This window comes from Streptomyces sp. ITFR-21, assembly GCF_031844685.1.
Classification (GTDB): Bacteria; Actinomycetota; Actinomycetes; order Streptomycetales; family Streptomycetaceae; genus Actinacidiphila.
This window is the reverse complement of sequence record NZ_CP134605.1, coordinates 3,590,027-3,603,001: the sequence shown is the minus strand read 5'-3', so window position 1 is coordinate 3,603,001 and position 12,975 is coordinate 3,590,027. Positions and strand designations below refer to the sequence as shown.

Genomic DNA, 12,975 nt, shown 5'->3' with positions numbered 1-12,975 from the left:
GGGTCGCCCAGCCGGCCGCCACCCCCGCCGGGGGCCCTGCCGGACCGCGCGGCGCCGTACGCGGGCCGACCGCGGCCCGGCCCCGGCGGCGGGCTCACCCGACCTCGTCGCCCGCCGCGCCCTGCTCCTCGGCCTCCATCTCGTCCTCGGGCTCGTCCTCGTCCGCCGCGTACGGGTGGACGTACCACCCCTCGCCGAAGGGGGTGAACCAGTCCTCGAACCCCAGGGGAGCGATACCGGGGTCCGCGGGTCCGGGGGCCTTGCCGGCGCCGGCCGGGGCGGGACCGTCCAGGGCTGGGTCATCGAAGGCGGGGCCGTCCACGGCGGGCCGGTAGAGCCACTCGTGGTCCACGTCCCCGTACAGCCGCGCGGCGAACGCCTCCAACGCGGCGCCGACGCCGGCCGTGTGCAGGGCGTGCAGATCGGCGACGACCTCGGCCTGCGTCAGGAGCAGGCGCATGAGGAGCTCCTCCGCGACACAGCTCAGCCGGCCGAAGCGGGGCTGCGCGAGGCGGCCGGTCATCGCCACGGCGGTGACGACCAGGCGGCGGGCGAACAGCGGCGTGTACTGGAGCGCGAACCGGCCGGGCAGGTCTCCGAGGACCATGAACGGTTCCTCGTCGTTCTCCGCGACGCTCGTGCCCGTCTCCTCCAGGATCGCCAGATCGTCGAACAGCGCGTCCACCAGGATGTCGACGGCGTAGACGAGCGCGCCCGCGGCGATCTCGGCGTCCTCACGGCTGACGACACGGTCCGCGGCCCTCCCGGAAACCCCGGAAACCCCGGAAACCGCGAAGCCCTGGGATTTCCCGGGGCCCCCGGAGTAGCCGAAGGACTCCGGCGGGAACGCCTGGAGGCGCGGCGCGAGGGACCGGAGTCTGCGCCTCATCGTCTCGACCTCCTCGTCGCTGATCCCGCCGGCCGGCGCGGCGGGGCGTCCGCCCGCGTGCAGCCGGGCCCGCTCCGCCGGATCGGCCGGCGGCACTTCGAGGCCGTCGGCCGCGTCGAGGCTCTCCTGCACCTCGTCGGGGTGCAGTTCCACCTCGCACCGGGCGATCTCCCAGTCGGCGAGCAGCTCGGTCTGCTCCAGCAGCTCCGCCATGACCTCGCGGACCGAGTCCTCGGCGAACTCCAGCGCCGGGGCGTCGACGAAGACCTTCAGCAGGGCTCCCCCGGGATGGGCGGCTATGAGGTGGTCGGTGATCTCGACCTCCACCCCGTCCGGACCCTCGATGGACTCGATCGAGTCCAGTTGCTTCTCCAACAGGAAGATGACGCCCTCGCGCTGCAACGGATCCAGCTCTGGGTCGCTCTCCGGCAGGCGTACGTCCACGGTCACGGCGTAGGTCACCCACCCATCGTGCCCGAGCGGCACCCCCGCCCGAACCGGTTCGGCGGCTTTCAGCCCCCGGGCGCTGCCAGGGTCGCGAGTGTCATGACGAGGGCGATGAGGAGAAGGAGGACGGCCGAGCGCACGTAGCGGTTCTTGATGTGCGCGATCCGGCTGGTGCCCTGGAGGGCCCGCATCAACCGGAGTTCGGGCACTCTGGCGCTATCCTCCAAACTCGCCGAGAGGCGGGTCGCGTGCTGCGCCCGTACCACGTCCTCGAAGTACGCGAGCACCCGTACGCCTTGGCGCAGAGCGGACTCGCGGCGGGGGATGAGGACCAGAAGAAGCGCGCCGACGGACATCGCCGCGGAGAGCGCGGCCGACCACCACAGCAACTGCGCCCATGGCGCGACGGCGGCCCTGCGAACCAGCAACAGGCTGAGCAAGGAACCCCCCGTGGCGAGCAGTACGGCCGCCTTGCCGTCGGCCCGGCCAATCTCCAGGTGGTTGTGGGCGATCAGCTCGCGCAGCAGCACACTGGTGTCGGGTGCCGAATCCCGCGCCGTGCGACGTAACGGACCCGGTGGGCGGCGCGCTGTGGCGCCACCGCCCCGCCAGGTCACCGAGGCTCCCCGGGGGTACGGTTCGCCCTGGCCTCCCGCACCCGGTTCAGCGTCTCCTCGCCGTACGGCACGCCGGCGTCGCTCAGGACCTCCGCGAGCTTGACGCCGATGAAGGAGCGGTGGTCACCGTTCAGATCCCGCAGCACGGAGGCGAGGGACCGCTCCCAGCTCTCGGGCGCCTCCAGGACGCTGCGGTGTGCCACCGTCCACTCCAGGACGTCCTTCGCCTGTTCGGGGTGGTAGAGCAACCACAGCGCCGCCAAGCCGTGCGGGCCGCCTGCCACCACATCCCGGTAGAAGCGATACGCCTCATGGTGTTCCGCACCCCATACCGCGGGCAGGGCAGGCCCTTGGGGAGGACCCGTAGGCCCGGGTGGCCGCGGCAGGAACCGGTAGGCGATCCCCAGCCGCTCCATCGCCCAGGCGGCACGGTAGGGATCAGGCGGACCGGCCGCGAAGGCTGCCGCCACCGGCTCAGGCCGGTGGGGCCACACGCCCCGCACGCCGGCGTCGGCCACGATGCGCCAGGCGACCTCGTCTTCCGTGGGCGCCTCACGGGCGACGACGACCGGGTCGACCACCCACCAGGCAACGCTTTGTGGGGACAACGGGACTTCGGCGGCACGCCCGTCACCGCCGCGGCCGTGCCTCGGTGCCTCAACGTGGCACCGGCGCTCGGCGAGGGAGACCCACCGCGCGTCGGCCGTGGCGGTCCGCCAGGCGTGGAGCAGCGTCGGCCGCGGATGGTTCCTGGGCGCAAGCCCGTCGGGGTACGCCACCCGGTCCGCGCCGTCCGGGCGGAGAAGGACGAGGGCCCGGCCGGTGCCCGCGGTCCGTCGCCTGTGCATCGCCAGCAAGCCCAACAGGGGAGGGGTGGTCAGTTGCTCCACCAGCGGCTCGTTCATGGACGTGTCCTTTCTGAGGTCTGGTAGGTGGTGCGGGCGCGATAGCGAGCAAGGAGGAAGGCGACGACTCCGGGGCGTCCGGCCGAGGCGTCGGAGACGGCGGCGAGCAGTTCGGACGTGGCGGTGCGCAGGCCGGTATCGGGAGACAGGGCGAGGGCGGTGAGCGCTTCGGCCATCGCGCCGTGCGCAGCGGGGTTCTCAAGAGCGGCGGTGATGAGGGCCGGAAGACCCTCTTCCTGGGTCGTCACCAGTTCCGCGAGAGGCAGCCTCGGCGCACCGGGGCGGAACTGGCCGGTGGAGGCACTGACGCCGAGCGAGGTGACGGCATGGACGGCGTACGCCCTGCGGAGGCTGCCGGCCGGTTCGGCGAGCCAGCCGGTCAGGAGGTCGAGCACCGCGGTGCGGTTCGCCTCCTCCTCGATCAGGACGTTGAGCGCGAAGGAGACGGCGTTCCGGAGGTTCGCGGTCAGCTCGTCCGCACCGCCGTTGAGGACGGCGCCAAGCAGACTCAGGGCGGCGGCCGGGCTGCTGAGCCCGAAACTGCCCGCGCAGGTCTCCGCCACCGTGCAGCGCAAGGAGACGTTCCGACGTCGGCTCCACTCCCGGAGTTGAGCCCGCACCGCGCCGGACAGATCCGGGCTCTGGGCGACCTCCCCCAGGGCGTACGCCGCCAGCCTGCGTTGCCAGCGGTAGTCGGAGGTCGCGAAACCGTAGAGCGACTGGAGCCATCGGGGGCCGGTGGAATGGCGGAGAGTCCGTCCGAGGGCCTGGCCCGCCGCAAGATCCACTCCCGGCTGGTAGGGCATGTCCTGGAGGACGGTCCAGATGACCTCGTCCATGCCGTCGTAGTCCCACCACAGACGACGCAGCAGGAACTCCGCCTGATGACTGCCCTGGAAGACCACCGGTTGCGACCAGTAGCGGCCTCCGCCGACCGGGACCACTCGCCGCGGGAGCAACTTCGCCCGCACATCGGCCAACCGGTCCTCGAAGCTGCGGCCCAGTAAATCGGGGTGTCCCGTGCCTCCGGACGCCGGCGCCGGCAGAACCCCGCCCCGCGGGGTGCGTTCGGCGATCCGCTCCCGCAACCCGACGGCGAACCGGTGGATCACCGTACGGTCCTGGTACTCCAGCAGCGCAACGGCCGCGGCGAACGCCAGTCCCTCCGCACTGCCGCGTACCGCGTCCAACGTCTCCTGCGCGGCCCTGCTGCCGCCGAGGCGGAGATTTTCCACCGCCTGCTCCACCGGTTGTTCCCCGAGAGCGACGTCCCGCAGTTCCCTGGCGACGTCGACTGCGACCGAGGGCAGCTGGCCGGCGCCGAGATAGCCGGTGAAGCGGGGCTCGCCGAGATGGGCCAGGACGGTTTCGAGCAGCTGCGCGGGGAGAGTGCCGTGCTCCGCCATCGACAGCAGCAGGCTCCGGGCCACCTCGTAGGCCGGGGGCGGGACGTGCGGCACCTGCCAGGGCGATGTGTCACGCGGCAGCCGCTGCTCCCTGCCGACGACAACCACCAGGGCGCCCCCGGCCCGGCGCAGATCGTCGGCCAACGCGACCAGCGTGTTCCCGCTGAGCGCATCGGCGGCTTCGGGCGACAGCCCTTGGAGGACGTAGCCGCGGGCAGCGGACGGCGACCACCGCGTCAGGTCCAGAACCGGGTCGAGGCCGCTGATGCCGCTGGGGCCGAACCGTTCGCGCAGCAGCGCGAAGGCGGCCGTACCGGCACCCGTTCCATCCGCTCCCCGCAGCAGCAGCGGGCCGCGTTCGAGGATGTCCCGGCTGGCGGGGTACGAGGGCGGCTGGACGAATCCCCTCAGCCGGTCCTCGATCTCGTCGGCTGGATACGGACCCTCGCGGAAACGGGGGCCGGGGACCACGTCGCCTGCTTCCTCCGGGGGCGCGTGAACGTAGATGTCCCTGGCCATGCCCATGAAGGCGAACCCGTTGCCCGTGACCCGCTGGCGGTTCCCCTCGTAAGCGGCTTCGCCTGCGGGCCGGTCCGTGCGGACCTCGGCCGCCGCCCCCGCGTCTTCGGACGGTTCCCGGTCGCGGTCCGCACGCCCCCCGTCGTCCGGTTCCTCCGCGGTGACGCTCACGTACGGTCCTCGGTCGCGCCGCCGACGTTCTTGGAACCGGAGACGTTGTCCCCGCTGCCCCAGTGCTGGTTGGCGGCGCGGTTCGTGGTGTCCGAGCGGCCGGTGAAGGTGAAGTCGCCGCCGATGTCGCCCATCACGGCCGCGCCGTCCTTGACCCGCTGGGAGTTGCCCTGGTACCGGGCCGCCGACGGTGCGGGGGCGGGCGGCGTCTCCGGCCTTCCGGCAGCCGCCGGCTCCTTCGCCGGCACTCCGGCGCTCAGGAGACTGCCCGACGGCGAGGGGACGTACAGCCAGGCCCGCTGGGCGAAGTTCTTGCCCTCCACGGTCGCGGGCACCTCGGTGCAGTGGTCCGGGAGCAGCCGCGTGTAGCCGCCGAGGACGGCGTCCTGGTAGACGCGATCGGAGATGATCGCGGCCAGGTGCGTGGTCTGCTCGCTCGCCGAGGCCAGCATCGCCTTGACCGGGCGGGAGTCCAGCAGCCGGTGGGTGTCGTTGCGCGCCGTGCCGTTTCCGTCGCCGGGCGCGCCGGAGTCGGGTAGCGGGCCGACGTGGACACTGGCCCGCAGCCGGATACGCGGTCCGACGGAAATGACGTTGTACTCACCGAGGACGTCGTCCAGTACGCGGAGGAACGGCCACAGCACGAAGGGCAGTCGGGCGGGATCGAAGCCGAAGACAATGCCGTCCCCGGTGCTCGCCGGAAACCTCTTGGCATCCCGTAGCCCGGCAAGGCCGGCCTTCGCCAGGGCCAGATCGACGAGTTGCGGAATCAACTCACTGACCGCCGCGTGCTGGACGGCCGGCAGACCGGTGAAGTCCTTCGCGTCCACTGCCAGCAGGGCGCGGTAAGGCGGCAGTGGCCGGCTCTCGGAACCAGGCACGGGAACGGGAACGGTGGTGGGCATGGGCGTTCTCCTGGGGTGTGCGGAAGGCCGCAAGCAGCGCGGTCGCGCGGCGACCTGTTCCCAGCATTCACGCCGGCCCCGGACCGGAGTGCACAGCACTGGGCGTCCCGCACGTAACGGCGGTCACACTGTCCGCGTGCGCCACGCCACCCGATCACACGGCTCACACGCGTCGCACCGGCGCAGGGGGTTGCGCCGCCCACGCGTGCCACGCTGGCTTGAGGAGCCGGTGCTCAGCCCGTCTTGGCCCACAGGCGCAGCGTCTCCAGGTCCCTGATCACGATCTCCCGGCGCGCGGTCTCCACAGCCCCCGCCGCCCTCAACCGCCCGAGCCCGCTGGCCACCGCGTTACGCGTCACCCCGATGGCCTGGGCGAGTTCCACCTGTGTCAGACCGGTCAGCCGCAGCGTCTGCAGTGCGGCAGTCGACGACGCGCCGGGCCGGCCGGGTACCGAGCCGGCGAGTTCCACCAGCCTGACCAGAGTGCGCGCCAGCCGTACGACCAGTGGGAGCGTCAGCAGCTCGGTCCGCAGCAGGTCCGATTCCCTCAGCCTCGCCATCGCCTGGCGCATCAGGTCCACGACCAGTCCGCGCTCTTCGACGAACGCCTTGAACCTGGTGGCCTCCAGGACGACGGCGGAACACGGGCTGAGCGCGACCACGTCGGCGATGCGGGTACTGCCCTCGAACACCGCCACATCGCCCAGCAGGTCGCCCGCTCCGCGAAAAGCGAGCAGGGTGACGACGCCGTCACGGTCCCGGCTCACGACCTTCGCGAGCCCCTCGGTGAGGGCGAGCAGGTGGGTGCCTTGGTCACCCTGACGCAGCATCACGCCGCGCTCGCGGAATCGTCGTACCGGACCTTGGCACAGCACCTCGGACCACAGCTCGGCTGAGAGCATGTGTCGCCTTTCTGACAGGCGGCCTCGCCGCTGGAGACCGGCCCGTCAACCACGGTTGTACCCCTCGCAAGGGCTACGCGTAAGACGCCCTCGCGCCGGATCGAGCGCTTCCGCACCGTAGACCGCGGGCCGCAGCCCGCGCCGAGAGTCCTGCGCACCCGTGCTCGGCGCGGGAGGCGGAGATCCGACCAGCGTCCGCCGTTCGTCCCAGATCCGGCGGAAACCCTTCCTCGCCGCGGTCGACACTCTTACGCAACGAGCCGCCCGAACTGCCGGTAACGGCGACGACGGCACGATCTCCGCGCGGTGCGGCGTCCAGGTGAAGGGGGAGATGCTGCTTGCGGCCGTCGGAAGGGCGGAGCTGAACCTATGGCGTCCGACTACAGGCGAGTTGGTCGTGAGGTGGGCCCACAACGAAACCTCGCCGGACGGAGCCGGTCTGAGCGCGGTAACGGTCCGGGGGCAGAATGTGCTGGCCGACAGCCTCGGCGACACCGTGCGCTTGTGGGATCCGACGACCGGTGAGAACAACCAGCCGTCGACGGGTCTCACCGGCAAGGTCGAAGCGATGGTCACGGTACGTGTCGGCGGCGTCGACCTGCTGGCCATGGTCGAAGGCGACCGGACCGTGAGGATCCGGGATCCCTTGACGCTGGACTGCTTGATCACCATCCCCAACTACCACGCCGTCCAGAGCGTCACACAGGCCGGAGACGTCCTCATGCTGGGCATGAACGCCGGCTTGCCGGGCCTGCGCCTGTCCATACCCGGCCGTCAGACTTCGGGTCCCGAGAGGGCACTTGGGATCGGTTCACGCGATTGAGCGGAGAGGTCCGGGCTCGAGTCGGGCGGCACGTCACCAGGACCGACCCGGCCCTGTGCGGTCCGCGGCCCCGTCCACCGGCGGGGCCGCGGCGCTGCGGAGGTGGTCAGTCGTCTCCTTCCGATCCTTGTGGTCCTTCCGGTGGGGCGGCCTGGCCCGGTGTTGGCGGCTCCCGGGTGACGTCGACGTCGCCGCCGTCACCGTCGTGGTCGCTGCCGGCCGTGCCCTTGCTGTCGACGAGGGTGTTGAGGGTCCGGTCCACCTCCAGCCAGGAGTCGGCGTTGGAGTTGTCGATGATCAGCAGTCCGTGGTTGGAGCCGTGCGACGGCGGTGGGGGCTCGTCCTCCTCCTGGCCGTCGCACCCGCAGCACTGGGTCGCCGCGGACACCGGTTGCAGGGAACCGCAGCCGATCAGTACGCCCGCGGCCATCACCGCCACCACGCCTGCCCGGCGGGCGGCGGCGAGCCGGAACAGTCCGTCCGGCCCGGCTGCCGCCTGCCGCTTGTGCCTGCCCATCGCGCTGGAGGCCCTCCGGCTCAGACGGAGACGGGCTGCGATACGGGTGCCGAGCTGTGCGGCAGCACGGACCTGCCGTGGTGCCGGCTGATGTTGCGCTCCAGCAGCTGGGTGGAACCCGCCACGCCGACCGCTCCCGCGCCGCCGGTCTCCGGCAGCCGGCCGTCGGACCGCTTGAGTTTGAGCATGGCGTCCTCGATCGCGGTGTGCGCCGCGAACAGGCACGGTGTGCTGTAGATGGCGACGTCCACGCCCAGATCGGTGAGTTCGGGCAGCGACAGCCGGGGGGACTTGCCGCCGGCGATCTGGTTGAACAGCAGCGGCTTGTCCCCGATGACCTTGCGGATGCGGTGGATCCACTCCACACTGCGCACGCCGTCGACCAGGACGACGTCGGCGTCCGTCTCGGCGAGCGCCGCGGCGCGGCGCAGGATGTCCGCGTCCTCCGTGGCATCGGTGCGCGCCACGACCACCAGGTCCTGCCGGCTGGCCAGCACCAGGTTCAGCTTCTCCAGGTACTCCTCCAGCGGCAGCGTGAGCTTGCCGTCCGCGTGCCCGCAGCGCCGGGGCCGCTTCTGGTCCTCCAGGATCACCCCGGAGGCGCCGGCCCGCTCCAGGCGCTGCACGACGTGGCAGGCGACCTCGGGGTCCACGTAGCCGTCGTCGATGTCCACCAGCAGGTGGTGGGCGGGGAAGGCCGTCCGGAGCCGCTCGGTGAAGGCGACCATGTCCGGCCAGGCGATGAAGCCGATGTCGGGCAGCCCGTAGTAGGAGGCGGCGAATCCGAATCCGGAGACGAAGAAGCCGTTGTAGTGCTGGGCCGCGATGGAGGCCGAGTACATGTCGTAGACCCCGATGAGGGGAGTGGTATCGGCGGACGCGATTTCGTTCCGCAGGGCGTTTCCGTACTGCACGCGCTTCTCCTTTGTATGGCATGCACAAGGCATGGAATTTCGACATACACATGCCGAGTCTTTGCCTAGCTTTACCGAATCTTGGAGATCCGTCAACACGGAAGGAAGCCCTCAATTCCGCGGGATCATGTACGGGTTCCGAATTCAATAGGATCAGATGAATGAAATTCCGATATTCGGATCTCTGGGCCCCCCGGGCCTTTCTCAGGCCCGCCGCGGGCCTCTCCCGGGCCCGGCGGCGGCCCGCGGGGGTCCGGCGGCCCCTCATCGGCGGGCGATGACGGGCCGCCGGACCGCGGCCCGGCGGTGGGGCGGTGGGGCGGGGCGCAAGGGCAGCAAACAGGGGGCGGGGAACGGGCGCCGGGCTCAGTACTCGAAGAGTTCCTCGTTGCGGGCGACCCGCGACGGCCACGGGTTGTGGTATTTGTCGCAGTCCTCGATCGGGTGACCGTGGAAAAGGCCGTAGTTGACGTGGTCGGCCGCGAACGCCTCGGAGGTGATGTAGTCGAGGATCAGATAGGGCCAGGTCTCGGTGTCCGGGCCGGGGCCGTCGCTGAGGCGGCCGTCGACGGTGACGTCGGTGGGGACCAGGACGTCGGTGTGGTAGGTGGCGGAGTAGCGCTCGGGGTCGAAGTTCGGCGGGACATAGGCCGGACGCCGGCGTTCGGGTTCCCGGGCCGGCTGGTGGGGGACGGTGTTGTGCCAGCTGGTGCTCTTCGCGCCGTGGTGGCCGATGCCGCCGTTGCCGACGGACCGGTAGGCGGTCTCGCGGACGAAGTCGATCGCCTCGTCCAGACCGGCGGCGAGACCGCGCAGGGCCAGCGAGTTGGCGTAGTGGCCCGGGGAGTTCATCGAGAACAGCAGACCGCCGGGCACCCGGCGGTCATGGTTGACGGTGCGGTGCGCGCCGCCGTAGAAGATGTTGCACCCGGCCTTGAACAAGGTGAGCTGGCCGTCGGCGCGGCGCAGCGGGACCGCCTCGGTGTAGATCACGTCGGCGCGGATCGGGGCGTGCTCCACGAGGTAGAGGTCGGAGAGGGCGACGCATAACGCGACCAGCTCGCGGCTCGGCCGCGCGTAGGCGAGCCGGGCCGAGTTGAACATGATCAGGAAGCCGCTCGCGGCGCCGGCCTCGGCGCGGTCCTTCCACGCGCGCCGCTCGCGCTGGATCTTCGCGCTGACGTGGTCGGCGCCCAGCGCGATGTCGGCCTCGCCGATCCAGCACACGTTGATGCCGAGTCCCTTGGACGCGGCCTCGCCCTTCGACTCGTGCGCGCCGAGGCGGCCGAACAGGCACGGCTGGCGACGGGCGACCCACCGCATCAGCTCGGCGCGCTTGGTGTCCTCGTCGACCGCGGGGTCGAGCAGTACCGTGTTGGCCTGGTCGATGTCCTCGCCCAGGCTGGTGCCGGCGGCCAGCTGCGGCAGCGCGGCGATCCGCTCGTCCAGCGGGATCGCCTGCTGGATCCCGTCATGAGTCAGCGCTTCAATGAGTGAAGCCAATCCGATCACTTCCCTTCGCTTTCGGCGGCCGTCCGACGGCTGCCGCTGGGCAGACGCCGGTCGCCGCCGTCATCGTCGTCGTCATCGCCGTCCGGTTCCGGCACGGCGCCGGGGCGGCCGTCGGTGTCCACGGACGCTTCGGTGTACGGATCCGCGTCGACGTCGGCGTCGGCGGAGACAGGGGGCTCGCGCTCGGCGAGGGTGAACAGGACGAGTCCGGACAGGATGAGCAGGGCGCCCACGCCCTGCCAGGCGTCGACCGGCTCGCCGAGGACGAGCACGGCGGCGGCCAGTCCGAACAGCGGGATCAGGTTGAGCACCATCCCCGCGGTGGTGGCGCTGATGTACCCGATCGCCCGGTTGTAGAGCAGGAAGCTCAGCGCCAGCCCGACGACCCCGGCCCCGACCGCGGCGGCCCACTGGCCGGGCGTGCTGCCGGCCGGCAGGACGGTGCCGTCGGAAGCCCACTGCGCCAGGGCGAACGGCACGCTGACCGCGGTGCCGGCCAGGAACTGGTAGGCCGTCATGGTGAGGGAGTCCAGCTCGGGGGCGATCCGGCCGGCCAGCGTCACGTAGATCGCGGCGGACAGCGAACCGGCCAGGACCAGCCCGTCGCCCCACCCGGCGGCCAGCGATGGCGCCGACCCGCTCAGCGCGGCGACGCCGACGGTCGCGATGACGACGGCCGCCACCGCGCCGCGGGTGAAGCGCCTGCCGAGGAAGACGGCGGCCAGCACGACGACGAACGCCGACTCCGTACCGGACAGCAGCGACGCGTCGGACGCGGTGGTGTGGATGAGGCCGAGGTTGATCGCGGCGTAGGCCAGCCCCGGCTCGAACAGGCCGAGCAGGGCCAGCCGGCCCAGGCCCGCCGGACGCCGGTGCCCGCGGATCAGCAGTACGGTCCACAGCGCCGCGGTGGCGCAGACGAGCTCGATCATCAGCAGCGTCATCGCCGGGATGCCGCGCAGCGCGTACTTCACCGCTACGGTGTCCGAGCCCCAGCACGCCGCGGCGACGATCAGGGCCACGCCGTGCCGGTCGCGGATCACGAGGCGGCGGCCTTCCGCGCGACCGGGCAGGTCTGCTGCGGGCAGCTGTCGTAGTCGCAGAGGCGGCAGGCGTGGTCCGCCCACTTCGCGCCATCGCCCAGCGAGGCGAGCATCCGCTCCGACAGGCGGACGAACGTACGGCGCTCGTCGGGGGTCAGCTCCCCCAGCATCTCCTCGAAGCAGTCGTGCCGGGCCCGCAGGATTTCCTCGGCGACGGCCTGCCCCCGGCTGGTGAGGTGCAGCGCCAGGGCCCGGCCGTCGGCTCCCGGCCGCTTGTCGACCAGGTCGTCGCCCACCAGGCCCGCGACGAGGCGGGTGGCGCCCGAACCCGTCAGCCCCAGCACCGCCGCCAACTGCTCGACCGTGTCACCCGGGCAGCCCTTCAGCGTCGCCAGCGCCGCCGCCCGGCTCGCGGACCCGCCGCCGTGTTCGGCCAGTTCGGCCAGGAGGCGGTCGTGCGCCGCGACGGCGAAGGCGCCGAGGAGGTTGGCACCGCGTGCGTCGTCATCGTCAACCATGGCTGAAGTCTGACTGCCTCAGTCACTCTCCACTAGGTGCAACTGTGCGGATCTTGTGACCGTCGCATGACCGGTCGGCGGCCCGCGCCTCGATGGCCTCTTCCCTCTGCACCGCGCATCTCCCCTGGTGGCACGTGCGGCGGGAGCCGCCCTTCCCGGTTTCCCGCCGAAGAGCGCCCAGTAGACCACCGCCCGCCCCACCCCGGTACAGCCGGGGCGGGACGGCGCGGGGAGCGGAGCCGGGGGCGGGGCGGCCGGTCGGGGCCGTCCCGCCCCCGGTGGTCCGGTGCCGGTTCAGCCCTGGAAAGCCGTCACACCGTTGGGGGTGCCCAGGCCGGTCGGGCCGTCGTAGCCCGGTCCCGCGGTGCACAGGTACGAACCGCAGGAGCCGTTGGAGCCGGAGGTGATGTCGTTGAGCGCGCCCGGGTGGGCGTACGGGAACGACACCGGGTAGGAGCCCGCCGACGGGACGCCGGCCAGCGCGTAGACACCGGCGATGATCGGCGCGGACACGCTCGTACCGCCGAAGACCTCCCAGCCCGGGTCGCCGCCGTAGGTGTCGTACACCGCGACGCCGGTGGCCGGGTCGGCCACCGCGGAGACGTCGGCCACCGAGCGCTTGCCGCACCCGGTGTCCTTCTGCCAGGTGGGCTTGGCGTCGTAGGGCGAGCAGCCGGAACCGGTGCCGTTCCAGGCCGCCTCGGTCCAGCCGCGCGCGTTGCCCGCCCGCTTCAGCGAGGTGCCGCCGACCGAGGTGACGTACCGGGAGGCCGCCGGGTACTCGACGCCGTATCCGGCGTCACCCGCGCTGACCGTGAGCCGCTCAGCGCCGCCGCCCCCGTACGCGGTGACCTTATGGCAGGGGGCCGCGCCGCTCCGCCGCGAGG

At 71.9% G+C, this 12,975-nt stretch carries 12 protein-coding genes and 1 pseudogene; 1 reads left to right on the top strand and 12 read right to left on the bottom strand.

The genetic code is table 11. From position 1 onward, the window contains the following. Window positions 1–94 precede the first annotated feature (94 nt). The 6 genes from RLT57_RS15765 to RLT57_RS15740 all read right to left on the bottom strand — a co-directional run bounded on the left by RLT57_RS15765 (window position 95) and on the right by RLT57_RS15740 (window position 6,761). Entirely contained in the window at window positions 95–1,351 is a 1,257-nt protein-coding gene (locus tag RLT57_RS15765) for a hypothetical protein (protein WP_311298032.1), read from the bottom strand. A 50-nt stretch (window positions 1,352–1,401) separates the two neighbouring features. Continuing rightward, entirely contained in the window at window positions 1,402–1,866 is a 465-nt protein-coding gene (locus tag RLT57_RS15760; RefSeq protein WP_311298031.1) for a Pycsar system effector family protein, read from the bottom strand. A gap of 83 nt (window positions 1,867–1,949) precedes the next feature. After that, window positions 1,950–2,858, bottom strand: a complete 909-nt coding sequence (locus RLT57_RS15755; protein ID WP_311298030.1) for a hypothetical protein — start codon at window positions 2,856–2,858, stop codon at window positions 1,950–1,952. Further along, complete coding sequence (locus RLT57_RS15750; RefSeq protein WP_311298029.1) at window positions 2,855–4,954, bottom strand: hypothetical protein; 2,100 nt, start codon at window positions 4,952–4,954, stop codon at window positions 2,855–2,857. Before RLT57_RS15750 ends, RLT57_RS15755 begins: the two co-directional genes overlap by 4 nt. Further along, entirely contained in the window at window positions 4,951–5,859 is a 909-nt protein-coding gene (locus tag RLT57_RS15745; RefSeq protein ID WP_311298028.1) for a hypothetical protein, read from the bottom strand. The genes RLT57_RS15750 and RLT57_RS15745 overlap by 4 nt, the downstream gene beginning before the upstream one ends. Window positions 5,860–6,092: 233 nt before the next feature. Further along, window positions 6,093–6,761, bottom strand: a complete 669-nt coding sequence (locus RLT57_RS15740) for a Crp/Fnr family transcriptional regulator (protein ID WP_311298027.1) — start codon at window positions 6,759–6,761, stop codon at window positions 6,093–6,095. Window positions 6,762–6,921: 160 nt separating this feature from the next. Between RLT57_RS15740 and RLT57_RS15735 the strand changes: the two genes are divergently transcribed. After that, the gene (locus RLT57_RS15735; protein WP_311298026.1) at window positions 6,922–7,584 is read left to right on the top strand and encodes a hypothetical protein; all 663 of its coding nucleotides are present in this window, start codon (window positions 6,922–6,924) and stop codon (window positions 7,582–7,584) included. Window positions 7,585–7,690: 106 nt separating this feature from the next. Here the strand turns inward: RLT57_RS15735 and RLT57_RS15730 are convergent, their stop codons facing one another. The 6 genes and pseudogenes from RLT57_RS15730 to RLT57_RS15705 form a co-directional block, all read right to left on the bottom strand. After that, window positions 7,691–8,101: a hypothetical protein gene (locus RLT57_RS15730; RefSeq protein WP_311298025.1), complete on the bottom strand. Its 411-nt coding sequence runs from the start codon at window positions 8,099–8,101 to the stop codon at window positions 7,691–7,693. Between the two features lie 20 nt (window positions 8,102–8,121). Continuing rightward, entirely contained in the window at window positions 8,122–9,015 is an 894-nt protein-coding gene (locus RLT57_RS15725) for an isocitrate lyase/PEP mutase family protein (protein WP_311298024.1), read from the bottom strand. A 366-nt stretch (window positions 9,016–9,381) separates the two neighbouring features. After that, on the bottom strand, window positions 9,382–10,518 hold the full coding sequence (locus RLT57_RS15720; RefSeq protein ID WP_311298023.1) for a hypothetical protein: 1,137 nt from the start codon (window positions 10,516–10,518) through the stop codon (window positions 9,382–9,384). A gap of 5 nt (window positions 10,519–10,523) precedes the next feature. Continuing rightward, the gene (locus tag RLT57_RS15715) at window positions 10,524–11,570 is read right to left on the bottom strand and encodes a DMT family transporter (protein WP_311298022.1); all 1,047 of its coding nucleotides are present in this window, start codon (window positions 11,568–11,570) and stop codon (window positions 10,524–10,526) included. Continuing rightward, window positions 11,567–12,088, bottom strand: coding sequence for a MarR family winged helix-turn-helix transcriptional regulator (locus RLT57_RS15710; RefSeq protein WP_311298021.1), 522 nt, complete (start codon window positions 12,086–12,088; stop codon window positions 11,567–11,569). The genes RLT57_RS15715 and RLT57_RS15710 overlap by 4 nt, the downstream gene beginning before the upstream one ends. Window positions 12,089–12,382: 294 nt before the next feature. After that, a pseudogene (locus RLT57_RS15705) lies at window positions 12,383–12,907 on the bottom strand (peptidase S8); the annotation flags it as partial. Window positions 12,908–12,975: the final 68 nt, after the last annotated feature.

What these genes read in the sequence shown, in the direction of transcription:
- RLT57_RS15740 (WP_311298027.1), bottom strand. Translation starts at nt 6,761, where the DNA reads ATGCTCTCAGCCGAGCTGTGGTCCGAGGTGCTGTGCCAAGGTCCGGTA.
- RLT57_RS15745 (WP_311298028.1), bottom strand. Translation starts at nt 5,859, where the DNA reads ATGCCCACCACCGTTCCCGTTCCCGTGCCTGGTTCCGAGAGCCGGCCA.
- RLT57_RS15730 (WP_311298025.1), bottom strand. Translation starts at nt 8,101, where the DNA reads ATGGGCAGGCACAAGCGGCAGGCGGCAGCCGGGCCGGACGGACTGTTC.
- RLT57_RS15710 (WP_311298021.1), bottom strand. Translation starts at nt 12,088, where the DNA reads ATGGTTGACGATGACGACGCACGCGGTGCCAACCTCCTCGGCGCCTTC.
- RLT57_RS15755 (WP_311298030.1), bottom strand. Translation starts at nt 2,858, where the DNA reads ATGAACGAGCCGCTGGTGGAGCAACTGACCACCCCTCCCCTGTTGGGC.